The organism is Allocoleopsis franciscana PCC 7113 (assembly GCF_000317515.1).
GTDB lineage: Bacteria > Cyanobacteriota > Cyanobacteriia > Cyanobacteriales > Coleofasciculaceae > Allocoleopsis > Allocoleopsis franciscana.
Genome location: NC_019738.1, coordinates 3,471,558 through 3,496,601 on the forward strand (window position 1 = coordinate 3,471,558; position 25,044 = coordinate 3,496,601).

Below are 25,044 nucleotides of genomic sequence, written 5' to 3' on the forward strand. Positions count from 1 at the left end.
ACAGAATTTGTTCGCGAATGATTTTGTTGAACGTTTCTCAATGTTAGCTGCCTAAAGAAGTGCTAGACTCGGTTTCGTCAGTGCCGGGACGATGCGATCGCTAGCCATTCTTGCACCAGAGAGATTGCGGGCGACGGGTCCAACCTGTAAAGCTGCCAACCCTCCCATTACAAAGAGTTCGCAACGAGGCCAGCGAAGATGAGCATCGAGAACAGGCAAGCCATTAACAATTGGGGTCGGGAAACCATCCAAAACCTCGCTCAGCATAGAATTGGCTGTAACATTTAGTTTCGTTCCCGTTGCCAACCAGATGCGCTCGCACTGATGCTCTGTGCCATCATAGCAGCGAACCTGCCAATAGTTGTCCTGCCATATCGCTTCAACAATTTGGCACTGCTCGTGGAGCGATATTTTCCCACTGTGGTAGGCACGTCGCAGTTGTGTCATGATGGCTGGAGTGAGAGAACCCCCATTGCGAGCCTGTTGAATCATCTGCCAACGGTTCTGCCAATCCGTTTCAGCCCAAAATTCCTTCAAATATTTGGGTCCCAGCCAGCCTGGATCGGCATCAAAGAGCTTTTCTTGAAAATCGCGCCGTGCCATCAGTATTACCTTAGCACCACGAGCCACTGCTCCCACTGCCAAGTGACCGGACGTTAAGCCACCTCCCACAATCAGCACTCGTTCCCCAGCCAGTTGCAATGAGCGCAAATCGACATCATGTGAATGACACAGCCGCTCTTGTGGATAGGGCGTACTGATGTGACTCACCCAGTCCGGCAAGCTTGGAGTACCGCCCCCCGTTGCCAGAACAACACGTCGAGCGAGGATTGAATGCCCATTATCTAACCAAAGGCGAAAGCGAGTCTTGCCCCTTTGAGTTAGGGGTTCAAGGTGAGTCACTTGGGCTGGGACGATGCACTGCTCCAGTTGCCAGCGATTAATGAGATGCAAGCAAAAATCCTGAAAAAGCTGAGTACCCGGTAAGTCGTAAGGGGGATGAAGCTCTGTTGGGCGAGATTCGGCAAAGCTCCGCAGTGCATAGGGATTGGGGTCGGGGTGGTGAACCGCAGGCGACCTGAGATGGGGGATTTCTAAGGCAGCAAAGGCGTGAAACCACTGGCTCATCCATCTGCCACTCTTGTCAAACACTAAAAACCTGCCCTGCATCTTCTGACATTTTTGCAGCAGATGGGTGACCAAGGTTAGGGCATGAGGACCAGCACCAACGATAGCAATGTCAATCCCTGTAGGTATGGGTGCCGAATTATATGCCATGCCAAATCAAACCTCGTTGCGATAATAATTATCATTCCAAATATGATAGTGATTATCATAACCACAGTCACCCCTTAAGTGATGGGTGTGCTGTGAGGTCAGGAGTGAATTTCTGTTGAATCTCGAACGAGGGTGTGAGGAATTGTGATGTCAAAAACGTGGTGGAATGCTTTACTTGTGAGTCCAGTGCTGTTTGGGGGTACTCTAGCTGCCGGGGAAAGCGCACTGGGTAGCGAAACATCAACAATAACCAAACTGGTGCAACGACCAGTGGCAGAAATTTCAGTAGCCGCTATACAGGATAATCATGCAAAAAACGCAGAAGATGAGATAAGTCAGCTCTCTACAAAACCATCCCCCGCTGCGTCTCAACCTCCTTCAGTAGCAGTGACACCGATACAGAACCTAGTAGCATCCGAGACGGCTAATGTTTTGGAACAAATCGAGCAGTATAGCGATGAAGGCGGTGCTGACTCCCTCGAGCAAGTCACCAATGTCTCTCAACTGCGGGATGTTTCTCCGGGAGACTGGGCATTTGAAGCACTGCGAAATTTGGTCGAACGCTATGGTTGTATTGCTGGATATCCCGATGGCACTTATCGCGGCAACCGCGCCTTAACCCGGTATGAGTTTGCGGCTGGATTGAATGCCTGTTTGCAACAAATTGAGCGTATACTGACCAGCAGTGGCGAAGGTTTTGTTACTCGTCAGGATTTAGAGGCGCTGCAACGGCTGGTGCAAGAGTTCCAAACCGAGTTGGCAACGTTGGGTACGCGGGTGGATACGCTGGAAGGTCGTGTGGCGTTCTTAGAAGACCATCAGTTTTCCACGACTACCAAGCTTCGGGGAGAAGTCAGTTTTTCTGCCAGTGGTGCATTTGGCGACGAAAAAGCAGATGGCAGTGGTGAACAGGTAGAGGATAACATTGTTCTCGACTACCGAACACGTCTGTTTTTTGAGACAAGCTTTACAGGCAAAGACTTGTTAGTTACCCGCTTGGATGCTCTAAATACCATTCCCTTCGGCCCTGGTGAAGACGATAATCCTAATGTAACTGGAACGAGTATGACTCGGCTCGCCTTTGATGAGGGGACTAACAATAGCGTTCGGATTGGGAAGTTGTTCTATCGGTTCTCAGTGGGTGAAACGGCAGAGTCCCATGAGTCGGAAGAAGAGGAACACGGACACGGACACGGACACGGACATGGTGCTCCCGAAGGTGCGAAGCTCTCATTTGTTATCGATGCCGTTGGGGGTGAGTTTAATGAAAACTTCGCCAACTTCAACGAATTTTTCTCGGAAGAACTCACGGGTGCAATTTCCCGTTTTGGGCGGTTCAATCCGATTTACTACCAGGGATTGGAAGGTACGGGAGCCAGTCTTACTTATAACTTTAGTGACGCACTCAGCCTATCTGTAGGCTACCTGGCACCGAATGCCAGCGACCCCAGCGAGAAAAATGCACTGTTTGATGGTAGCTATGCGGCTATCGGGCAGCTTAGTTTCGATCTTAGCGATCGCGTGGGGTTAGGTCTGACCTACGTGCGAGCCTACTATCCTGGAGGACAGGTGGTTGTCTCCGGGGAAACGGGTAGCGAGCTGGCAAATGTGCCGTTTGGAGAAGATACAGCCACTTCAGCCGATCACTTTGGAGTTTCTGCACGCTTTCGCATCAGTCCAGCCTTCTCGCTTTCGGGTTGGGCGGGGTTGACAAGAGCTCACGCTAAAAATGATGGGTTCAACGATGGTGTCCTGGTGAGCAAGGGGGATGATGCCACTATTTTCAACTGGGCTGTCACCCTAGCATTACCAGACTTGGGTTCAGAGGGCAGTTTGCTTGGGTTCATCGTGGGACAACCCCCGAAGGTGACTGATAATGATATCGGTCTTGAGGATGGTGACACGTCTTGGCATCTGGAGGCTCAGTATCGCTACCAACTTACCGATAATATTGCCCTTAACCCAGGTGTGCTGGTGATTCTCAATCCAGAACACAACAATAATAACGACACCATTTGGGTAGGAACCCTTCGTACCATCTTTGAATTCTAAAACGTTCCGGGGAGTAACAGGCGTTGCTGGCGAATAAGCATTTTCAGCTAGCGCTGCCTGTTACAGCCTGCTTTCCAGAAGGTTTGGTGTTAGAAAACACGAGCAATCGATCGTTTGTTCCAAGATGTATAATGATAATCATTACCAAAAACACCATCCATGATTATTGCTGTCGCTGGTTTACCAGGAGCAGGGAAAACCACTTGGATTCGACAACAGCTAGCCATTGCCAACCAACCCGTGCAGTATTTCAGTCCGGGTTCTGACCCAGTTCCCATTGACATGACCTGCATTGCTGCTGAATTTCCTGATGTCAAAGTCCTCAAGGAAGGTGAGGAACATCAATTGTCAGACTTGGCTGGGCTTGAGTCGATTACCTACATAGAACTCGGATTTCATGTAGATTTAGCGTCAGTTGAGCCAGTATTATCGGTGTTAGATGACCTCTCAATTCATCGCGTTGCCTTGATGCCACCAAACATACAGAATACGGGATGGCACGCTTGGGCGGACGAGGTTGTACCGGGAGTTACAGTTGAACCCACGGAAGGTAAACCAGAGCTTTGGCGTGCGCCGATTAGCGGTCAAGTTTTAGACCCAGCAAGTCTGAATGTCTTTTGGTACGAGTTGACTCAAGGAGCCTATGGCAACGTTAACCGAGTGAAGGGAATTTTTGACCTAGCTGACGGACGAGCCTTTTACTTTGATTTTGTGGCTGGAATTCCTGATAGTACCTACACCGAGTTAACTGTTCCCCGTTGGTTAGAAGGGCGTCCTCAGCGTTTTAGTGGGATTGAAGTGGTCGGGATTGAGTTGGATAAAAAAGCAATTTCTCAAACCTTAAAAGATTGTTGTTTAGCCGACGCTGCCATTCATCACTACCAACAACAAATCCAAGAATCATTAGAAGAAGACTTAGAGGAAGTATGAAACTTGCTGTTATCTCATGCATTCACGGTAATTACGAAGCCTTAGATGCCGTTTTATTGGATATTGATCGCCAAAACGCTGACAAAATTTTTTGTGTGGGTGACTTAGTAGGTTACGGTCCCTATCCTAATGCCGTAGTCGAACAAATTCGCTCCTTAGATATTCCCACTGTTCAAGGCTGCTGGGATGAAGATGTCGTAGAAGGACTCAATGCCTGCGAATGCTCCTATCCTTCAGTATTAGCCGAAAAACGGGGTCGTCTTGCCCATGAATGGACTAACGAGGAAATTTACCCGGAAACACGAGAATTTTTAGCTCAATTGCCTCATAGTTTAAAAGAAGGGAACTTGTGTTTTGTTCACGGTAGTCCTCATAGCAATCACGAATACTTGTTACCCGAATTAGATGCTTTTCTCGCCATTGAACGAGTCATTTCTACAGGTGCTGATGTGCTGTTCTGCGGTCATACCCATGTGCCTTATGTCCGCGACTTAGATGCTAGTCAACTGCAAGTCAAAGTGAATGCAGCAGGCAAGCAGCAAGAACAAACTTTTACTGCCCCTCTCAAGCGCATTGTCAACGTGGGTTCGGTCGGAGAACCGCGTCATGGGCGGCCGAATGCCACCTATGTGATTTACGACACTGATACCGAACAGGTAACTCTGCGAGAGGTCGAGTACGACTACCAAAAAACCTGTGCTGCGATCATTGATAAAGGCTTACCTGCTATTTTTGCGTGGCGATTAGCACGAGGACTAGAGTTTGCTGAAATGGCGGATGATCCAACTCATGTGTGTGAACGGTAAAGCGATGACTAAAAGCCCTTTCGATTTTGATACTAATCCCAATTTTCAAGTTACTGATTATGACATCGTGGTTCGTCAAAGTATTCCGGGTTATGATGCTTTACTCAGCATGGTAACGGCTCTGTTACAGCTTGAGCTAACGGATACAGCCGATATTCTTATCGTTGGAGCGGGTGGAGGCAATGAGATCAGTGTATTAGGACAAGCTCATCCCACCTGGCAATTTACAGGTGTCGATCCGTCTGAAAAAATGCTGGCAGTCGCTCAATCAAAAGTTGAGTCGCTGAATTTAGGTAACCGTGTCGCCCTTCATAACGGTTTCGTTCAGGAACTTCCATTGCACCAATTCAGCGCAGCCACAAGTCTGCTAGTCATGCATTTCCTGCCGGATGATGGCACCAAACTGGATTACTTACAAGCGATCGCTTCTCGTCTTCAACCCGGTAGTCCTTTCTTATTAGTCGATTTTCAGGGCGATAAGCAATCTGAGTCATTCAAGCGGCTAGTAGACGGTTGGCAGCAACGAGCAAGAACGGCTGGCATGGAACCACAACGCTTAACTGAACTAGCTAATGGTATCTGGCAACATCTCCACTGTATCCCAGAAGAACGAACGCTTGAATTACTGGCTCAAGCTAAATTCAAGAACGTTGTCCGTTTCTATACCGGGTTTATTTTTACAGGCTGGTTAGCGTTTGCAGAGTAATTGCAGTTGGCTGAACTACGAGAATTTGTGGTGTAGTAATGATGACAAACTGGGCAATTTTAAGTGGAATCGAAGGTAATTTATCCGTCTATAAAGCTGTTATAACGAATATTCAACTTAACGGTGAAGTTGTGCGGCGGCAGACAAGCTTGAACTCTCACCGATAACCTCTGTCCCGTCCGCACCAACGTAGTGTTAGGTGGCGACAATCACTGTTGCCTATCGTAGAGGGAGAAATCTTACTTGTCCTTCCCACTCTCCCTCAAGGCTGCACTCTGCAATCAGGATAATCTCCTCTATCGCCACCCCTACTGGAACACGACGGCTCACCTCAAACAACCCAGGCATACGCAATCCTGCTTGAATGCGTTGATAGGCAAAAGTTGTCATGGTAGCAACATCATGAGTCAAGACAATTCGTTCCTCTTGGGCTGCCCATTCTAAAACGGTTGGGTCATCTACTCCAGACAGATCAACATCTTGAACACGCGCAATATCAACATCTGGGCTTTGACGAAGAACACCTCGTACAATTTGATTATTAAAATTTTCATCAGCCAGGAATCGAGCCATTTCAGATCACCTGGACTGATCTCGCCTAGCAAGTAAGCGATCGCGTATTCCAATAGGATTAAACCGCTGTTCAGCCTCCTGCTGAATCATATTTGCCTGATGCTGGCGTTCTGCAAGATAGATATGAACCTCATCTCGGTGTCTAAGATAGTAGCCGATAACCAGATATATATCTGGCAATTGAAGTGACGGGTACTGCTCTCCTATTTCCTCAGGAGTACAACCCTCCAGAAAAGCGGTAACAATAGTGTCTAGGGTGACGCGAGTTTTGGCAACTCGTACAACTCCATAAGGATCAGTCTCTATAGGTGTAGGTTCGAGGGCAATTGCTAGAGCCATAGACTTTACCCATCGGTTTTTAACTTATATGGTAGCAAATGCCCAAGCAGTCTGGAGCCTTTACAGCTTATAGGATTGCTCAATTACCTTAGCTTGAAGATTACCAAAACGCCCAATTAGTTGATCACCTCCTGTTAAATCATCGGTAGAGATGCACTCAATATCAATGAGTGTTATGAACTGCGGTTGGTTAGACACTTGAAAAAACTCTAGAAACAACCTCGTTTAGAAGCACCTTCGTTGCTAGAATTAATCTTCCAGCTTTCTAGTTAATCTTTGCTAAAAAGCTAGAATTTTAGCTTCCTAATAAACCCTTGCTTAACCCTGAAATCATGAGCTAGATTTCAAAAATGTTTACATCGAAAAAGCTACCTAATACTGGATGTACTTCAGTTGAATATGCAGATAGAGTCAATTTATAGGAGTCATTCGGTGGCAGTTCTCTACATTTGGGGGGATTTCATTATCTATACTTCGACAACTATAGGTCTGTAATCAGCCTTGCCTTCCTTAGCAGAAATTGCAGGACTGTTTCTTCTCTGGAAATAATATCGGCTCTCCCCTCCATCCCTAATTGAATCGGACACTGACGAGTACCATAACCTAAAGAGAGGCTTTCTGGCTGAATCGTGACCTCATAAAATGAGGGCGTACCACTGACATTAGACCTTACAGTTGCAGTCGTACCGTCTCGTTGAAGTGGGATAGCATCTGGGGAAATCGTACTCACTACACCTTGGAGGGTGCCGTAATCGGGGTAAGGACAGGCGGATACTCGCAGTTGTACGTTTTGACCGCCTTTTACCTTGCTAATGTCTTGTGATGTCACTGTTGCCTTCACAACCAACTGGGTATTACTGGGAGCAATTTGGGCGATTTCTGTACCAGGTTGCACTGTCTGACTAGAATTTCGTAAGTTCAACTTGAGGATTGTGCCGTCAGTGGGTGCAGCAATGATGGTTTGCTTGAGGTCAATTTCCACTTGTTGGAGTTGGCGGATATCCCGTTCTAGCTGGTTCTGAAGTTCAATTTGCTGCTGAATCAGGGCAACCCGTTCTTTGTTTAATGTAGCGGTGGTGGCTTCTCCCGTCGCTTTTTCTTGGGCAATGCGCTCTGATGCGATCGCTACATTAGCAGCGCTAGGATTAAGAGAGGCTTGGACACCTTCGAGTCGAGCAAGAGCTGCTTTAACTGCTTGTTGTTTTTGCTGAAATTGAAGCTGAGACACTGCCCCAGACTCTACGAGCTGTTGATAGGCTTTTAGCTCAGCATTGGCTAACCCTAACGCTGCCTCCGCTTCTTTTACGTCTGTTTGTGTGGTAACTTGTCGGTCTTGATAATCGCGTTGGTTGCGGCTTAAATCGGCTTGAGCAGAGGCGATAACTCGTTGATTGCGGTTCGTTTCTGCGGTAATTTGGCGATCGAGGGCAGCAATTTGGGCGTTCATTTGAGTGAGTTGTCGCTGAAGCTGCTGGATATTGCCTTGCAACTGGCGTTTTTGGGTTTGCAGGCGGGAGTCGTCGAGGATAGCAATAATCTCTCCCTGCTTCACCACCTGATTTTCTTTCACTTTTATTCGCTCCACCGTGCCTTCTTTCGCCGCTTGGACAATTCGCAATTCACCCAAGGGACGGACGGTGGCTGGGGCTTTTACCGTAACGTTGTACTTAAATAGGGCAGCAAGGATAAATGCAACTCCAACCGTGCCAACCATAAATAAGCCACCGAGGGTTGTCCATCGGCTGATAGGAGGTAGAAATTCATCGCTAGAAGCTTTGGGGAGAACAGCCTCGTTAGAATCGTTAAGCATCTTGCAAGAATGACCCAGAAGAGATAGTGTCAAGTCCTCTCTGGGTCAATAATTTAATCAATTAGCCAGCCTTGATTATGGCAATTGCATCACAAGAGATGATGCCGAAAGCAATCTAGCATTAAGCAATGTCAGTCGCGATCGTGTCAGCAAAACAAGCAATCCGAGTGTGCAAGGGATTGCCACAGGGAGTACATCCCCCCGACACTGAGGAAAGATCTTCATCCGACAGTTCGATCAGTCCAACTGGATTTTCTGGCAACAGTGCCTTCTGTTCATCGCTCAAGCTGGCACGGTAGTCTTCATCTTTCCACGCACGGATAATATCGGCGTTAGACATATACACCCTCCATTGGGTATGGAACTTAACTTGGCTTTTCGCCGTAAGTAAGCATAGCCGATTTACGAGAATGATTATCATTCTAATGCATTATCTAAACCAATGAGAATGATTATCAAAACTGATGTTAGCCTCAATGGAGACATCATCATGGGTAAAATTCGATCGCACTATCACAGGCTCAAATCAGCATGGAACCCGTTCATCAGTTCTTACATCAACTGAAACAAGACCAAAAACTCCGAGAAGAATTAGCCGAAACGCTTAGAGTAGAAAACGATTGGAACGTTGCCACTCATATAGCGGAAAAATATGGATACAAATTTACCAGCAAGAAACTCTGGGAAACTATTCAGGAACGCCAGCAAAAAGGCGAAACCTGGGAAGACGAACCCCAACCTGCGATCGGAGTAGAAAATGCTAGTATTCAGCTCGACAACTTTCTGACAGCAGAGGACAATCATCACCTCCTAGAATATGCCCTACAACATGAGTCAGATTTTGTCAGTAGCTTAACGGTTGACCTTGATGATACTTTGCACCTATCACCAAATCATCGTCGCTCTTTAATGTTGCCATCATGCTCCGATGTAGTTGAAGGGGTTATCCATCGTATTCACCAAGTTCTCCCAGAGGTGAGGAATCAATTATTGCTGCCATCTTTTCCTATTTCCGGAATTGATGCCTCCCTAACGGCTCATAATGATGGACATTTTTACAGATTGCACAAAGATAATAACTCTATCCGTCTGGCAACGAGAGAAATTACCTTTGTTTACTATTTTTGTAAAGAACCTAAACCCTTTACAGGTGGAGAGTTACGAATTTATTACAACCAGGTTAAGAAAAATTTATTTGCTTTTAAACTAATAGAACCTCGAAACAATAGTATTGTCTTCTTTCCGAGTCGCTACCTACATGAAATTTTACCCGTGCATTGTCCTTTTCAAAATTTTGCCGATAGTCGATTCACCATTAACGGTTGGATTGAACAACAGGTAGGTAGCAGTAGAGGCGCAAATTTCCGGGACTTAATGTTAACGTTGATGGTGATGATTTCAAGGAGTCAAAAAAACCAAATGCTCTCCAGCTTTGGAACCTAGAACTTCTGGACTTCCTTGAAGTTTTACCTGTCCTTCTTCCAAGAAGACAATCCAGTCGGCACGGTTGATAACTCTGGGGCGATGACTAATCAGAATTGTGGTTTTTCCTTGACGGTGGGAGAGGAGTCGATCAAGGACTTCTGTTTCACTCACTGGATCGAGACTTGCCGTAGATTCATCTAAAATTAAGATAGATGGGTCAGTGACAATACCTAATGCGATCGCTAATCGTTGCCGTTGTCCTCCTGAAAGATTAGCGCCGAATTCTCCTAAAATAGTTTGATATTTGTTGGGAAGTTTACTAATAAATTCATCTGCCTGAGCAATCTGACAGGCTTTAACAATTTCCTCAAAGCCAATCTGAGGATTTCCCAGAGTAAGATTATCAATAATTGAGCGACTCCAAAAGTGAGCTTCTTGGGGAATTAAAATAATCTGCTTTCTAATGCAATCGAGCGAGAGGTCTTGTAAATTGTAAGCATCAATGCGAATATTACCAGACTGGGGCAGATATAACCCTGCAATTAGTTTAGCTAGGGTACTTTTCCCACAGCCAGATTTACCAATTAAGGCAATCACTTTACCCCCAGGAAGGGTAAGAGAAAAGTCTTGGAGTAACTCCACTCTCCCCTTGTGATGAAAGTTGAGATGAGTGCAGGTAATCGTGGCATTACTGGGAATTTTAACCCTTGGCTTGGGTGTGTTATCCTGAATTTCAGGTGTAGAATCAATCACATCCATCAAGCGCTGAATGGCAGTTTGAGTGAAGGCGAGTTGATTGACAAAACTTAGAATTGTTGTAATTAAAATCAGGCAATTTCGGTTCATTGCATTAAACGCTAACAATTGCCCGATGCTTAGGGTTTGGGCAAAGACTAAACTACTTCCGAACCATAGCAGAATGGTTTCACCACTGAGAGAGACAAACCCAGAAAATACATTATTGACAATAGCCATCTGTAGGGTATTGAAGGTGAGGGTTGCTTGTCGTCCATAGCGAATCTGAAATTCTTCAAAAAATTGAGGGGCTGCATTTTTAGTTTTCAGAGTGATTGCCCCTTTGAAGGTTTCAATTAATAAACTTTGGTTTTCTGCGGTTAAGGCTAATAGATTGCGGATTTTTTGCTGAATCTTGGGGATTAAGATGACAGTGGATAGAGTCATGATGACAGTAATAGCCAAAGCAACAAGCAAGAGTTGAGGGCTATAAACAAGCATGAACCCCAGGGAAACCAAGGCAATAAAAATCTGACTGGGCAGAATAATCCCGGCTTGAGAAATAAGTTGGTTAATGGCTTGAATGTCGCGCAAGCGGCTGATAATTTCACCACTCCGATGAGATTCGTAGTAAGGCAGGGGTAAACTCAGAATAGTACGACCAAATTCTAGAACTAAATTTAATTCCAGTCGTTGAGCAAAATGAGCCACTAAGTTGGATTGAATAAATTTAAGGCTACTGCTAATGAGATGCATCACCAAGACAGCAATGATGACACTATTGAGCAGGTAAGTATCTCCTCGAATCAGTACATCATCAGTGAGAACTTGCAGTAAGAAGGGAGAGGTAAGCGAGAGCAATCCTAAAAAAAAGTTCAGTAATAACGCTTCAGCTAGAAGAGTCCGATAATTCCAGAATTGTTGGAAGAAGCGATTAAAACTACCAACTTTGTTTCGATCATCGGGTTGGCTTTTAAAGTCAGAACGTGGTTCTAGTAAGAGCATCACGCTATTAGTCCAGCCAGACAGTAATTCTTGGCGAGATAAATAGCGCATCCCTACGGCTGGATCGGCTATGACATACTTGTTTCCCTTGCGCCCATACAACACAACCCAGTGATTCCCTTTCCAGTGGATAATTCCGGGTAATGGCACAACTTTTTGATCGATCAGTTCTAGGGGTGCTTTAACACCTCGTGCATCGAATAAAAGCGCTTTTGCCCCTTGTCGGAGGTTGAGTAATGTAGTACCTAGTGGCCCTGTTCCTGCCACTTCCCGAACCCGATTGATGGAAAAAAAACGCCCATAATATTTAGCGATCGCAAGCCTTACAAGCTGCACCACAATCTTCTTCGTTGTGCTGTAAAATAACTTGGTATTTCATCCCCATTTTGGATTTGGTTCCATCAGTCTAATGTTCCCAATCAGCGGCGGCAGATAGCCTTGAACTCAGCACCAATAGCTCGCTCTCGTCCGCTCATTGGGGTTGTTGTGCTGCGCTATGGATGGTCATTTGGGTTTTCAACCAATAGCCCTTCGTTAACAGCAGCTAAATTCAATTCATCGTCTGCGGATACAAGAATAATGGATGGCAAACCATTAGCGATACAAAGCTCATTCACTGCATATCCTGCTGCTAACTGAACAGCATCATACCCTCGTAATCCGTGTGTCTCAGCCAGTGCCATCCCAGAATTAATAAGTCCTTCTATAATTTCAACAACTTGGTAGTCTGTTTGTAAATCATTCCGCAATTGATTACAGACTAACTTTGCATCTGCGGCACTGATACTGCCATTACGTGTCCTTCGTGTAATTGCTGCAACAATTTCAACCCCTGTAATTGCTGCAACAAAAAATTCATTGTCTAGCGTCGGATCGAATAACCCCAAAACCCAAGCTGAACCAGTTTCACTGATGTATCTCTTAACCAGCGCACTACTATCTAGAAAGTAGATTGCCATCTATCGGCGTTCCCCGATAATTGTTTGAGAAACAGACTCCCCCTGAACCTGAATAAGATGCTGAGGTGTTCTGTGTTCAAAAGTTGGATTCTTAATCTGCCGAACCAATCCAGACTCTACTAATGCTCGGTTGAATGCCACTCGCCTAGCAGATGCTTCTCTGTTTTTCAAGTATGCTTGGAGTACTTGACTAAGTTGCTGTAGCTCAGATGGCTCCAGCGCCTGCAACTGGTTGAGGATTTGGTTCAGAATTGCTTGCGGCATCGGTTGTAACCTGCGGGCTGGCTTTGCTATCTATTCTACAAAACCTTAAGCAAGCATCTCACAGATCGCCTGACAGAACCGCTCTTACCAAAAACTTCAGCAGCAAAACTTATTATTATGCCGCAATGTGCAGTAAGCGTCCCCATACAGGTCAGGCTATCCCGCACATCGCCGTTTAGCATCCTTTGTTTACGGAAACTTCAAACTCGTCATCGTACTCTCACACATTACTCGTTGGGAACAATATTCTGTAGAGCGGCTAGTCCTGCTATGAGAGTGTATTTTTCCCTTGTCGGAGGTTGAGTAATGTAGTACCCAGTGGCTCTGTTCCTGCCACTTCCCGAACCCGATTGATGGAAAAAAAACGCCCATAATATTTAGCGATCGCAAGCCTTACAAGCCGCGCCACAATCTTCTGCGTTGTGCTGTAAAATAACTTGGTATTTCATCTCCATTTTGGATTTTGTTCCATCAGTCTAAAATGGTGTTGGGAGGGGAAAGTACCAAGATGGAAGGAATTTTGTCAGGTGCAGCAAGACGCAGCAATCCGTAACCGATTCCTGCCAAACCAGTCATTAACCCTAGTGTTTCAACTCCTAAGGGTACTCCGCAACACCAACCCTGCTGGCGAAGGCTTTCTAGGATACTGGCGGCAAGGCGAGTAACTGGAGAATGCCAAGTTGAATAATTAGGAGTTTGACTCACTTGTAAGAGAAATTCCAGATTACCCAGCATCCCGTTACACAACGAATGATTTCCACAAAAGCCATGAGCAAGCGTTGTTTCTAAGGCAGTATTAATCTCCAGGGGAATTTGTGCATCTTCCAAGTGTTTGAGGGAATGTAACCGTGCTAATCCAATTCCAGGGGCACCATAACTCCAGGCAACGCTAAATGTATCCCGCTCCCCAGGCTGATTTAACCAATTTTTAGTATCAGGAGAAAATAAACTGCGCTCATCAGTTATTGCACCAACTGCTGAAGAGCGAAAACGTTCCTCTCCCGTTAATGTAGCTAATTCCAACAGCGCCCAAGCCATCCCTGCGGCACCGTGAGAAAATCCAGTTAAGGGGTTAGTTCCGTCTCCAGGCATCCAAGCTCTACCCTGTTCCATTGCTTGATTTTGGGATATTATGCGATTGCCTTTGGCACCACCTAAAAGGTGATCGCCACATTGAATCGCAACCGCTTTAATCCGCTCATCCGGAATACTCTGATATAGAGCTACCAACGCCCCAATACAACCCGCAGCCCCGCCGATGATATCCAGTTGATTATCATTCTCAATCAATCCAGGCAGGATATCCACCCACTCCAAGGCTTGATTCAACAATTGGGGTTGACGCCACAAACTCCCCAAATGCGTCAGAGTGTAAATCAACCCTCCCCACCCATCAAAGGCACCAATGGAGGTAATAATAGAGCGATCGTACTCAACCTGACGTTGTAATGTAAAGAGAGCCTGTTGAGCAAGTTTTGTATAGCGTGATTCTTGAGTAATTTCTCCCAAATAGGCAAAAAATAAGGCAATTCCAGGGATACCATCAAACAAACTCCATCCTAAAGGAGCAACAGCCCAATGGTGTTTACCCATAAGTCTGATGCCAATCCAACTCGCCATTTCTCCATCGCGTAACGCCAATGATTCCAAGCATTCAGCAATCGTACAAGCGGTTTGTAAAAGTTCTGAAGTTAAGGTTTCTTGCTCAGGAATTGTCGGAATTTCAGGCAAAGAAACACTTACCCATTCTACTGCCTCAGCGTCCATTCCTAGAGTATAGAGAGAACTCTCGATTAACCTCACTTGCCACGCTAAATCTTCTGGGTTCAACTGTTGTATACGATGCCGCACCTGTTCCATCCCTGATGTCTCAAAAAAATCAGGAATTTGCTCTTGTTCATTCAGCCTAAGTTCACGGGAATTGGGGTAAGTGGTGAATTTAGGAATGTCTCCCTGCCATAATGACTCTTGTTCTGCTTTGATTAGCTGTGTCAGATAAGAGCGATTTTCCACATCCACCCACAGGCGATCGAATAAGCGATCGCGATTTAAAGCATCCCGTAAAACATCGGGATGAAAACTCTCTCGCAATAATAAAGCATAGGTTCGACTTTCACGCAAAACTACACGCACTTCATCCGAGGCAAAACGAGTTAAAAGTCCATCCTGTGCTAATAGTTCATCCCGGTGTTTCATCAAAAATTGATATATCGTTGTAAATCCGGTGATGATTGCCTCTTTGTAGTCTAAAACATTCACTTGTGCCTCATGCAATCGCGGTCGATTTTGGCTTTCTGGTAGGGGAATTTGCTGCCGAATCATTCGCATTTCATCAGTTCCTTTCCCCGCCAAAGTAAGAATCCGCTCCGGCATTATTTGACCATCAGTTGCACCAATTCCACTCACTTCAATCCCCGCAGATTCCCCCTGTCTCCATAACCGCTGAGGCAGTAAGCCAACGCGAAACACGGACTGAGCCATTCGCTGATTTGCTATAAAAATTGCTTCGGGGGAGTTGGGTTCAACTTTACGCGGCTGGAATAGGGTTTCCAAATCAATGGGCATGGGATGTTCCCCCGATGCAATTAAGTTTTCTAAGTGAAAGTCTGTCGCATCAAGTGCATACAATAACGCTAAGTATCCTCCCATTCGTTGATAAAAACGCTCGATTTGCGACTGATGGCTGCAACTTGATGATTCAATAAATTCTACCCAACCATAAGTTCCACAGTTAATAATCTTTAAAGGTTTTAATGGCAGAAAATCAGCCTTTTGATTAATCCAATAGAGAAGGTCTTGAAAATGGACATCTACCGCTAAAGGTTTTGGCTTATAGACGACCTTAAAGCCTGACTGAAATTTAGCAATAACTACAGAACGCCCACCATTATGGTTATCGCTGATACTGCAATTAATTTGTTCCAATACCCCCGGTTCTTTGTCAGGACTGAAAGCCGTGCAAATTGCTGCCCAATCTGTACAAAGCCGTTGAATAAATTCAAGCTTTACCTCAATGTGTTGCTGAATGCAGAGTGCAAGTTGACGAGCAAGAACCGGATAGTCTTGTAACAGTTGTATTGCTACGTCTTGCTCTTGGAGACGTTGTAAAAAGCTTAAGTATCGCTCTTGGGCAGTTTCACCAGATAATAGCCCTTGCAGACGTGCTACGTTGAGTTCTAGCACCATCGTCGGAGTCAACATCCAGAGTAAATGCTGGGGTAAATCTGCCAATAATATAGATAAAATGCTGTTGGAATCGAAAGGCAGTTTGGATGATAAAAGTAAGGGAGTAGGGAATAAGGCATTTCTTTCCCCACTCCCCATTCCCCATTCCCCATTCCCCACATTGTTTCTAGATTTTTGGTTAACTTCAATGGCTTGAAGTCCTGCCTGTAAGCGGTTAATCCCTTGATGAATGAGTGGGGCGATCGCACACAGAAAGTTATCGGACGTAATAACAGATTTTAAATTAGAACAATCAGCAGTAGAAAAAGCCTGCTCAATTTCTCTGAGCCATTCTGGAATAGTGGGAAAACGTTCAGCAAGCGATCGCATTGATTCCCCTAAAAGAAAGCGAAACTCTTGTTCCGTTATCCCCTCTTGAGTGAGCTTGGCATCAAAAAAAACAGGTTTTGTCAAGGGTTTTTGCGATCGCCAGCGTTGAATTCGCCGTTCAGCCAATTCTGCGTTATACCCATTTTCGGCAATCTGACGCCCCCTTACCCCCAAAGATGCCACCCTTTCGGTCAATTTCAACGCCTGATACCAGTTCCCAGCTTGAAAACAGTCTTGACTCATCATTTTTTGCCCCTGCACCCAACTTACTTCGATCTCTTCAGGATGCTGCCCCAAGTTCTCTACTTTACACGACAATAATGATTATGATAATTATTCTCATTGTGGAGTCAGTGGTTTTTAGCAGGGAGCAACTAGACAGCCGAGAACGAGTTGAGTTGTGTCAGAGTCAGCGATCGCGATAATCACGGATTCCGACAATCTCCTGAAACCGATGAGCCGAGTTTTTTACGGATTGGGTGTGAGGATAAAAAATTAAAATGCCAAAAATCTTGTGGGATTCCTTTGTGGGTGCTGCTTTCGGAGTGTCGATTTGTGCGCTATCTGCCAGCGCCGACATCACTACCCCAGAAGTGCTGATGGGGGAAGAAGGGAGTGTAGAAAGTACAGAATTCCCTGTGTCTGTCTCTCCCTTAGCGGAATCAAAGAGTCTCGATGTGCAGGAACCGTCGGTTTCCGATTCCTTAGCTGTTTCTTCCCCAGAGTTAGAAATCACCAATCCTGAAGTAGAAACCCCGACTGCACCAGCACCATCAGAAGTCTTCTCACCGCAAGTAACACCGGACAACGCGCCTTCGGTTGACTCTCTCCATCTCTCTGAGGAAGAGTCGTCTAATGGGGCAATGGAACAAGTCACCTCTGTGTCTCAGCTATCTGATGTTCAACCCACAGATTGGGCGTATGAGGCATTGCGAAGCTTAGTTGAACGCTATGGCTGTATTGCAGGGTATCCCGACGGTACCTTTCGAGGCAACCGGGCAATGACGCGCTACGAATTTGCCGCCGGATTGAATGCCTGTATGAATCAAATCGAGCGTTTAATTGCGGCAAACACCGCTAACTTTGTAACCAAAGAAGACTTAGCTACCCTGCAACGCTTAGTTGACGAATTTCGCAGCGAATTAGGAGCATTGCAAGGTCGGGTGGATACGTTAGAAGCGCGAACTACCCAACTGGAAACTCAGCAGTTTTCCACCACCACAAAGCTATCCGGTGAAGCAATTTTTGCCATTACTGATGTGTTGAGTGGAGATTCTGACCCATTTAATGTTGGCATCACCCGCAACAATACGGTATTTGCTAATCGGGTACGCCTAAACTTACTCACCAGCTTTACGGGTAACGATGTCTTACACACCCGTTTGGAATCGGGGAATTTCCCCCATCCCCAGCGTCCGCGTGCATTTCGCTACGGTGCTGACCCCATCCTGAGTGATTTCGGGATACTGGGAAGCACGCCAGAAGGAGGACAGACGTTCAATATCGGGGCAACTGAACCGCCGGGAAGTGTGGCATTAGGTCTTCTCAGCTACAAATTCTCAGTGGGGCAAAATCTCCGCGTTGCTATTTTCGGCAACTTGGGTGAACATCCAGATTATCTTCCCACTACCTTCAGCACTTGGGCAGATGACGATGGAGGAACGGGTTCCATCTCTACCTTTGCTCAGTACAGCCCGATTTACCGCATTGGTGTGGGTGCAGGTGCAGGGTTAAATTACAGCTTTAGTCCTAGTGTCAGCCTCAGTCTGGGGTATCTAGCGGCGGAAGCGAACATTCCAGAGAGTTTGAGTGCAGCTAATCTTCGTGGGGGCGGTTTGTTTAGCGGTAGATATGGAGCGCTAGCGCAGTTAACTTTTCAACCTAATGACAATATAGCGCTGGGTCTAACCTACAATCACAGCTACTCGGCGGGACTACCGCTTTTTTTCAATGATGTGGGTACAACGTCAGCTAATGTCAATATTACACTCACGTCCCCTTCGTTGCGATACTCGGCGGATTCCTTTGGTGTCGCTGGGATGTGGCGAGTGACGCCAGGGTTTGCGGTTAATGGTTGGTTTGTCTATACCAACGTCAAGGGTAAACCCCCGGTAGGGGACGAAGGCGGGAGTGCGGATGTGTTCAGTTATGCGGTTTCCCTGGCATTCCCCGATTTAGGTAAACGCGGAAATCTCGGTGGAATTGTGGTGGGTGTTCCTCCTTATGCCACCCGAATTGGAATTGCGCCTTCTCTCCAAGACCTTTTTGGGACAAATGATGCTGTTAAACTCATTCCTAATCGAGCAATTCCATTGCACATCGAAGCCTTTTACAAATATCAACTGACGGATAATATCTCGATTACACCAGGCGTGATTTGGCTAACAGCACCTAATCAAACAACGACGAATTCTGATGTGGTCATTGGCACACTTCGGACTACATTCACGTTTTAGTTATTCTAGTTATCCAAGTTACCTGAAAACTAATAAACAATGACAAACTGGGCAATTTTAAGTGGAATTGAAGGGAATATAGCTGCCTACGAGGCGGTGTTGGCAGATATCAAGCGGCAACGACACCCGGTAGAAGAGATGTATATCCTGGGGGATGTGATTGCGGCAACTCCTGCAAGTATAAAAGTAATCCAACGAATTCAATCCCCTCGTGCCAATGAACCTGCGCCCCAGGTATGTCAGGGTTGGTGGGAAGAACAGTTGCTTATCTTGCATGGCTTGGGACGAACGGGAGAACCGACTGAACTGATTGAGCGATATGGCATAGACAGGGTAAAAACCTTATGGGATGCGATTCCGCGAGAAATGGTGGAATGGGTGCGATCGCTTGACTTCGGTTTCTTTGAACTCGATTGCTTACTGATTCACGGCAGCAGTGTCAGTGTGAGTGATGAATTAACTCCAGATACATCGCCAATTCAAATGCTCGATCGCCTCCTGAGAATGGATGCCAACACCTTATTTTGTGGTCGTTCTGGTTTGACATTTCAGTACAAAATTGAGCAAGGTACTGTGACATCCAGCGTCACAACCCTAGATCAATCCTCCTCGCCACAAGCCACTTTGGTAAAACCTCGGCAGATTGTTGGTGTTGGCAATGTTGGACATATCCCTGGTCAAGCCACGTACACTCTCTACAACCCCAATTCCAACCAAATTGAATTCAAAACTGTTCGCTATGGCTTTGGAAGAGGATTTCAAACTGTAGACAGGCGCATTTCTCAATGAGTTTCTAGCTTGTTGTGGAAGAAATCGAGCAATCACTAAGATATTTGATGGGTGCAGGGTTCACAGAGTCCGAAAAATTCCAGGGTGTGATAGTAGATTTTGAACGGAACGGAGGGCTGTAAGTGAGTTTCTAATTCCTGTACCGGGCAGTGGTCGAGTGGAAACGACTGGCCACATTGCAAGCAGGTGAGGTAGTGCTGATCGGGTGCAACAGGACTGTAGAATGCTTCGCCGTTTGCACTCATCCGACTTTTGATTAATCCATGCAACTTCAAGGTTTCTAATGCCCGATACACCGTTGCCAGCCCGATCGCCTGTCGTTCACGCAGCAGGCTATACAACTCCTGGGCTGAGCGGGCATCCGCTTGCTGGTGCAGCACATCGAGTACCGCTTGCTGATTGCGAGTCAGGCGGGGTGAGTGGGTTGCACTTTCTTGAGATGAAGAGTCACTTTTCACGGCGAGTGCTGTAGAATAAGCGAGTGATAACGATTCTCATTTTACTATGAGCCTGACTGAAACCTCAACGCCCGCACCTCAAACTCCACAGGCAGCAATCGAACCCTCTGATTCTGGTCGTCAAGCCAACTCTACGGTGCCAGCAATCATACACCGTCCTCGGCGCTTGCGGCGAACTGAAACCCTGCGCCGTATGGTGCGGGAGAATGTTCTGCGGGTCGAAGATTTGATCTATCCGCTGTTTGTGATGGAAGGGGAGGGGCAGCGGGAAGAAGTACCATCGATGCCCGGTTGCTACCGCTACACGCTGGATCTGCTACTTGATGAGGTAAAGCAGGCGTATGAGTTGGGAATTGGTGCGATCGCCCTATTTCCCCTGATTCCCTACGAGCAGAAAGACAATGCTGGCACTGAGAGCTATAACCCAGACGGCTTAATTCCCCGTGCTGTCCGAGCCATTAAACAAGCCGTCCCCAATATTTTGGTCATCACTGACGTTGCCCTCGATCCCTACAGCAGTGAGGGGCATGATGGCATTGTGCAGGATGGCAAGATTCTCAACGATGAAACGGTTGCGGTGCTGGTGAAGCAGGCGCTTGTGCAGGCAGAAGCCGGAGCTGATTTCGTTGCCCCTTCGGACATGATGGATGGTCGGGTGGGCGCAATTCGTCGGGTACTAGATGCGGAGGGATGGATTAACGTGGGCATTCTCGCCTATTCCGCAAAATATGCCTCGGCATACTATGGGCCGTTCCGAGATGCTCTAGACTCAGCTCCCAAGTTCGGCGATAAGAAAACTTATCAAATGGATGCTGCAAATGCTAGAGAAGCGATCAAAGAGGTCGATCTAGACATTGCAGAAGGGGCAGATATTGTCATGGTCAAGCCTGCTCTTGCTTATCTAGATATCATCTGTCAAATCAAACAGCATACGAATTTACCTGTTGCAGCCTACAACGTCAGCGGAGAATACGCGATGGTCAAAGCGGCAGCTCAGCAGGGCTGGATTGATGAGAAAAAAGTGATTTTAGAGACGCTGACGAGCATGAAGCGAGCCGGTGCAGACTTGATTCTGACTTATTTTGCCAAAGATGTGGCGTTGATGTTGCAGTCGTGAGGGAGTGGGGAATAGGGAATAGGGAATGGGGAATGGGGTGAAGAGTTTCTTTACTCCTTTACGCATCGATCTAAAAACTGCTGTAAATACGTGAATATTCTTCAGATGATTCATTCAAAAACAAGTTTACAACCATCCAGCAATTTCGTTCGTCGGTTTTCCGTAGCGGTTGTATCGGCGATCGCCGTTAGTTTAGGCAGTTGCCAAACGAATGCACCGACAACAAACACAGATTCACAAGCACAATCGACGACTGCCGCAACAACGGATGAGTTGCAAGTGGTGACAACGTTTTTACCGATCACTCAGTTTACAAAAGCCGTGGCGGGCGATCGCGCCGAAGTGACACAGCTACTGCCAACCAATGTCGGCCCCCATGATTTTCAGGCAAGACCAGAGGATGCCCAAAAGCTGGCTAAAGCCGATGTGCTGGTGCAGAACGGGCTGGAGATGGAGGAATTTCTGGAAGATCTGGTCAAGAATGCGGGCAATGCTAATCTGAAAGTGATTGATTCCAGTCAGGGCGTGAAAACGATCGCCAATGAAGCGACCGAGGGGCATGACCATAATCATGGCGCAAATGAAAAAGCAGAAGCTGGACATGGACACGAGCATGGAAAATACAATCCTCATGTCTGGCTCGATCCCAAACGTGCCATTGAACAAGTTGAAAACATTCGAGATGGACTGATTGCGGCTGACCCTGGTGGAAAGGAAACCTACACGGCAAACGCAGCAGCTTATATCCAACAACTGCGAGATTTAGATGCTGAAATCACAAAAAAACTGCAACCCTATGCGGGTAAAACCTTTGTTGCCTTCCATGACTTTGCCCCGTACTTTGCTCAAAGCTATAACTTGAAAGCCAATTTTCTGGTAGATGTGCCGGAAGAAAATCCATCGCCGAATGATGTCAAACGGGTGACGGATGAAGTGAAGGAATCTAATCTCAAAGCGATTCTGACGGAACCCCAGGCTGGAGAAAATGCGTTTGCAGGGTTGGCAAAGGATCTAAATGTCAAGATCAGCACTTTTAATCCGATTGAAACTGGTGGTTCCGAAGCACTGGAACCGAACTATTACATCACAACCATGCGTCAGAACGTGCAGAGTTTGGTCACTGCTTTTGGTGGTTCAACCCAGTCTGTGTTGCCGATCTGGATGCCTCAGCCTGTTGCAGTAGTGCCACAGCGAGTTGGGTTTAGGTTTTAGGAGGTTAGATTGCAAGACATTGTACTCGCAGTTGAGCGGCTCACGGTTTATCGAGAAACCTACGCGGCGGTGCAGGATGTTTCCTTCTCTCTTGAGGCAGGCACCGATACGGCGATCGTCGGTCCGAATGGGGCGGGCAAAAGTACGCTGGTGCAAGCCATTCTGGGCATTCTGCCACGTCTTGCTGGGAACGTTTTCATCCTGGGGCAACCGTTGAGCCGCAAAGGTTCACTCGCGCCGCAAATCCGTCAACAGATTGCCTACCTGCCGCAAAACTTCCTGTTCGATCGCCGCATTCCCATAACGGTTGAGGAACTGGTGGGCTTGGGCTGGGATAGGTTGGGATTCCAGGTGCCCTGGGTAAACAGTAGAAAACGTCGTCATGCTGTTCGAGACGCTTTAGCCAAGGTAGATGCACTCCATCTTAGACAGCAACCGATCAGTGGGCTTTCTGGGGGTGAAACGAAGCGGGTATTGCTAGCATATTGCCTGGTTTACCCACGTCGATTGTTGATTCTGGATGAAGCTCCGGCAGGATTGGATATGCGCGGCGAAACTGAGTTTTATCAACTGCTCTATCAACTTAAGCAAGAGGAAGGCTGGACAATTTTGCAAATCTCCCACGATTTAAACATGGTGCGGCGACATTGCGATCGCGTTCTCTGCCTCAATCGCACTTTACTTTGTCAGGGAACGCCAGAAGTTGCCCTTTCTCCCGACAATCTTTCTGCTGCCTATGGCTCTGAATTCGTTCGCTATCACCATCACTGTTAGCCCTTACCCCCCACTCCCATGCCGACTGAACTCACCCGAATCCTCGAACTGTTCCAATTTCCCTTCATGCAACGCGCTATGATGGGTGGCATTCTCACCGGATTGATGGGGGGAATGCTGGGCAGTTTTACAATCTTGCGCCAGTTGTCTTTCTTCAGCGATGCATTGGGTCACTCGGCATTGTTAGGCATTAGCATCGGATTGCTTTTGGGGTTAAATCCCTCGGTAGTATTGCTACCTTTTGCGGTTGTATTTGCTTTGGTGGTGACGTACCTGCTGGAACGGACTCGCTTATGGACGGATGCTTTACTCAACATCATTTATTCCTCGTCATTGGCGATCGCCATCATTACGCTCAGCTTTGTTGGACAGTACAAAGGGGGACTGAATAATCTTTTGTTTGGCGATATTCTGGCAGTGCGAGAACCGGATTTAGTCTTTAGTGCGGGATTATTGCTGGTTTGTACCATCTTTATTGGGCTAACGTTGCGAACGCAAATGTTGTTGACGCTGCATGAACCACTGGCGATCGCTCGTGGCGTATCGGTTTCGGCTCATCGCACAGCATTTATTGTGCTGCTGTCGCTGGTCGTGGGAATCTCGATTAAGGCGATCGGGGTATTACTGGTGAGTGCATTTGTGGTGATTCCTGCCTGCGCTGCCCGGTTGCTGAGTCGTACATTTGCCAACTACGTGGTGCTATCGGCGGGGCTAGGAGCGTTGAGTGCGGTGGTTGGCATGGTGGTTTCTGCCCTTTTCAATTTACCGTCCGGTCCCAGTATTGTGGCAACCCAGTTGGCGATTTTTCTAACAACAATGGCATTACCTCGATTGCGTGTCTTGGGACATGGGTAAAAGCGCGATGGCTGACTCTAATATCACTTCCGAAATTCTGAAGACGATCGACATTCTGGAGGTTTTAGAAGCCTTATTGGACAATGCTCCCAATTCTGAAATTGAGAATATTTTGCAGGAAGCCTGGATTAAGGTGAGTGAAACCTTCCCAGATGACTTTAAAGAGGCAACGCGAGAAGATGCCGGAGCAGAGGGGCTGCGGCGTTATATTCGGGTCAAAGCTTTTTTTGAAAATCCAGCCCAGAACCCCATCAGTTCAGAAGAATTGGAGGCATACTATCGCAATCGTGCGCCCGTAGACGAGGATTCAGCAGAGTTTTTCTTTCCGGAATGAAAGGGCGATCGCAGAACCTACTGTATTGCGATCGAGGGTGGGCGATCCCAAATGATGAGGAGTGAGCCACTGCGGGCATTGAGTGGAACAACATGGATATAGCGAGTAAACCCATGTTTAGTGGCTGCGAATACTTTGTTACTGCCGTAGGATTGCTGTTCTTGTAGGGTAAAGCCCTGGCGATCGCCCAGTTCTATTTGCACGATTTCCTGAATCACCTGCTCTAATGACTTATCAGGCAGCACTTGAAATTCGAGAATGCCAGGTTTCTGCTCTTCTTGCTGATTAAAAAACAGTTCAATCTGCCCTGGTTGTCCAAATAGCTCTAGAATTTCCAGCAGGGAGTAGGTTGTAAAATTATTGTCCGTTTTAACAGCGGTAATAAACACTTGAAACTGGCTCTGAGCAGCCTCGGCATCAAGAATTGGCTGCGATGCAACGGGTGGATTTGAAGGAAGAGCGGTTGGGGCTGGCTCAGGTTTGGGAACTGTTGTCTCCGAAAGCTTTGACGATCGATTGCTCGGCGTTTCAGTCACGTTGGGTTGGTTGACAGAAGGTGGCACAGATATGGCTGATGAGGAAATCGATTCAAGCCGACGAGATGATTGAGCA

24 protein-coding genes and 2 pseudogenes are annotated in these 25,044 nt (G+C 46.8%); 13 read left to right on the top strand and 13 right to left on the bottom strand.

Annotated elements, in window-relative coordinates:
* Positions 1-51: 51 nt before the first annotated feature.
* Entirely contained in the window at positions 52-1,278 is a 1,227-nt protein-coding gene (locus MIC7113_RS14445; RefSeq protein ID WP_015182917.1) for an FAD/NAD(P)-binding protein, read from the bottom strand.
* A gap of 147 nt (positions 1,279-1,425) precedes the next feature.
* Here MIC7113_RS14445 and MIC7113_RS14450 point away from each other — a divergent pair, with 147 nt between their 5' ends.
* From MIC7113_RS14450 to MIC7113_RS38645, 5 genes are all read left to right on the top strand, one after another.
* Positions 1,426-3,330, top strand: a complete 1,905-nt coding sequence (locus MIC7113_RS14450; RefSeq protein WP_015182918.1) for an iron uptake porin — start codon at positions 1,426-1,428, stop codon at positions 3,328-3,330.
* 159 nt (positions 3,331-3,489) lie between these two features.
* On the top strand, positions 3,490-4,260 hold the full coding sequence (locus MIC7113_RS14455; protein ID WP_015182919.1) for a GTP-binding protein: 771 nt from the start codon (positions 3,490-3,492) through the stop codon (positions 4,258-4,260).
* Positions 4,257-5,066, top strand: coding sequence for a metallophosphoesterase family protein (locus tag MIC7113_RS14460; protein ID WP_015182920.1), 810 nt, complete (start codon positions 4,257-4,259; stop codon positions 5,064-5,066). Before MIC7113_RS14455 ends, MIC7113_RS14460 begins: the two co-directional genes overlap by 4 nt.
* 4 nt (positions 5,067-5,070) lie before the next feature.
* Positions 5,071-5,772: a class I SAM-dependent methyltransferase gene (locus tag MIC7113_RS14465; RefSeq protein ID WP_041780837.1), complete on the top strand. Its 702-nt coding sequence runs from the start codon at positions 5,071-5,073 to the stop codon at positions 5,770-5,772.
* A 38-nt stretch (positions 5,773-5,810) separates the two neighbouring features.
* Positions 5,811-5,939, top strand: a complete 129-nt coding sequence (locus tag MIC7113_RS38645) for a hypothetical protein (RefSeq protein ID WP_256374811.1) — start codon at positions 5,811-5,813, stop codon at positions 5,937-5,939.
* A 52-nt stretch (positions 5,940-5,991) separates the two neighbouring features.
* On the opposite strand, the gene MIC7113_RS14470 is transcribed toward MIC7113_RS38645, so the two are convergent.
* The 5 genes from MIC7113_RS14470 to MIC7113_RS14485 all read right to left on the bottom strand — a co-directional run bounded on the left by MIC7113_RS14470 (position 5,992) and on the right by MIC7113_RS14485 (position 8,834).
* Positions 5,992-6,345 (bottom strand): DUF5615 family PIN-like protein, encoded by a 354-nt coding sequence (locus tag MIC7113_RS14470; RefSeq protein WP_015182922.1) that lies wholly within the window; start codon positions 6,343-6,345, stop codon positions 5,992-5,994.
* Positions 6,346-6,351: 6 nt separating this feature from the next.
* Positions 6,352-6,684 (bottom strand): DUF433 domain-containing protein, encoded by a 333-nt coding sequence (locus MIC7113_RS14475; protein ID WP_015182923.1) that lies wholly within the window; start codon positions 6,682-6,684, stop codon positions 6,352-6,354.
* 60 nt (positions 6,685-6,744) lie between these two features.
* Entirely contained in the window at positions 6,745-6,882 is a 138-nt protein-coding gene (locus tag MIC7113_RS36390; protein WP_155898000.1) for a hypothetical protein, read from the bottom strand.
* Between the two features lie 283 nt (positions 6,883-7,165).
* On the bottom strand, positions 7,166-8,494 hold the full coding sequence (locus MIC7113_RS14480; protein ID WP_015182924.1) for an HlyD family secretion protein: 1,329 nt from the start codon (positions 8,492-8,494) through the stop codon (positions 7,166-7,168).
* Positions 8,495-8,615: 121 nt separating this feature from the next.
* Positions 8,616-8,834: a mersacidin/lichenicidin family type 2 lantibiotic gene (locus MIC7113_RS14485; RefSeq protein WP_015182925.1), complete on the bottom strand. Its 219-nt coding sequence runs from the start codon at positions 8,832-8,834 to the stop codon at positions 8,616-8,618.
* 191 nt (positions 8,835-9,025) lie between these two features.
* On the opposite strand from MIC7113_RS14485, the gene MIC7113_RS33365 reads away from it, so the two are divergent.
* Complete coding sequence (locus MIC7113_RS33365) at positions 9,026-9,937, top strand: 2OG-Fe(II) oxygenase (protein WP_015182926.1); 912 nt, start codon at positions 9,026-9,028, stop codon at positions 9,935-9,937.
* On the opposite strand, the pseudogene MIC7113_RS14495 reads toward MIC7113_RS33365, so the two are convergent.
* The 5 genes and pseudogenes from MIC7113_RS14495 to MIC7113_RS14510 form a co-directional block, all read right to left on the bottom strand.
* Positions 9,893-12,038 (bottom strand): annotated as a pseudogene (locus MIC7113_RS14495) (peptidase domain-containing ABC transporter). The gene MIC7113_RS33365 and the pseudogene MIC7113_RS14495 sit on opposite strands and share 45 nt — an antisense overlap.
* Positions 12,039-12,153: 115 nt before the next feature.
* The gene (locus MIC7113_RS14500) at positions 12,154-12,618 is read right to left on the bottom strand and encodes a type II toxin-antitoxin system VapC family toxin (RefSeq protein WP_015182927.1); all 465 of its coding nucleotides are present in this window, start codon (positions 12,616-12,618) and stop codon (positions 12,154-12,156) included.
* Positions 12,619-12,882, bottom strand: a complete 264-nt coding sequence (locus tag MIC7113_RS14505) for a hypothetical protein (RefSeq protein ID WP_015182928.1) — start codon at positions 12,880-12,882, stop codon at positions 12,619-12,621.
* Between the two features lie 274 nt (positions 12,883-13,156).
* A pseudogene (locus MIC7113_RS37275) lies at positions 13,157-13,331 on the bottom strand (cysteine peptidase family C39 domain-containing protein); the annotation flags it as partial.
* A 22-nt stretch (positions 13,332-13,353) separates the two neighbouring features.
* The gene (locus MIC7113_RS14510; RefSeq protein WP_015182929.1) at positions 13,354-16,683 is read right to left on the bottom strand and encodes a type 2 lanthipeptide synthetase LanM family protein; all 3,330 of its coding nucleotides are present in this window, start codon (positions 16,681-16,683) and stop codon (positions 13,354-13,356) included.
* A gap of 254 nt (positions 16,684-16,937) precedes the next feature.
* Here MIC7113_RS14510 and MIC7113_RS14515 point away from each other — a divergent pair, with 254 nt between their 5' ends.
* A complete protein-coding gene (locus MIC7113_RS14515) occupies positions 16,938-18,893 on the top strand; it encodes an iron uptake porin (protein WP_015182930.1) in 1,956 nt (651 codons plus the stop codon).
* Between the two features lie 39 nt (positions 18,894-18,932).
* Positions 18,933-19,682 (top strand): hypothetical protein, encoded by a 750-nt coding sequence (locus MIC7113_RS14520; protein WP_015182931.1) that lies wholly within the window; start codon positions 18,933-18,935, stop codon positions 19,680-19,682.
* Positions 19,683-19,717: 35 nt separating this feature from the next.
* Here MIC7113_RS14520 and MIC7113_RS14525 read toward each other — a convergent pair whose 3' ends face one another.
* Positions 19,718-20,140, bottom strand: a complete 423-nt coding sequence (locus MIC7113_RS14525) for a Fur family transcriptional regulator (protein ID WP_015182932.1) — start codon at positions 20,138-20,140, stop codon at positions 19,718-19,720.
* 46 nt (positions 20,141-20,186) lie between these two features.
* Here MIC7113_RS14525 and hemB point away from each other — a divergent pair, with 46 nt between their 5' ends.
* From hemB to MIC7113_RS14550, 5 genes are all read left to right on the top strand, one after another.
* On the top strand, positions 20,187-21,257 hold the full coding sequence (gene hemB, locus MIC7113_RS14530; protein WP_015182933.1) for a porphobilinogen synthase: 1,071 nt from the start codon (positions 20,187-20,189) through the stop codon (positions 21,255-21,257).
* A 105-nt stretch (positions 21,258-21,362) separates the two neighbouring features.
* Positions 21,363-22,469, top strand: coding sequence for a metal ABC transporter substrate-binding protein (locus MIC7113_RS14535; protein WP_015182934.1), 1,107 nt, complete (start codon positions 21,363-21,365; stop codon positions 22,467-22,469).
* 9 nt (positions 22,470-22,478) lie between these two features.
* On the top strand, positions 22,479-23,243 hold the full coding sequence (locus MIC7113_RS14540) for a metal ABC transporter ATP-binding protein (RefSeq protein WP_015182935.1): 765 nt from the start codon (positions 22,479-22,481) through the stop codon (positions 23,241-23,243).
* A gap of 18 nt (positions 23,244-23,261) precedes the next feature.
* On the top strand, positions 23,262-24,098 hold the full coding sequence (locus MIC7113_RS14545; RefSeq protein WP_015182936.1) for a metal ABC transporter permease: 837 nt from the start codon (positions 23,262-23,264) through the stop codon (positions 24,096-24,098).
* A 7-nt stretch (positions 24,099-24,105) separates the two neighbouring features.
* Positions 24,106-24,432 (top strand): hypothetical protein, encoded by a 327-nt coding sequence (locus MIC7113_RS14550; RefSeq protein WP_041780841.1) that lies wholly within the window; start codon positions 24,106-24,108, stop codon positions 24,430-24,432.
* 17 nt (positions 24,433-24,449) lie between these two features.
* On the opposite strand, the gene MIC7113_RS14555 is transcribed toward MIC7113_RS14550, so the two are convergent.
* The gene (locus MIC7113_RS14555) at positions 24,450-24,995 is read right to left on the bottom strand and encodes a hypothetical protein (RefSeq protein ID WP_172642240.1); all 546 of its coding nucleotides are present in this window, start codon (positions 24,993-24,995) and stop codon (positions 24,450-24,452) included.
* Between the last annotated feature and the right edge of the window lie 49 nt (positions 24,996-25,044).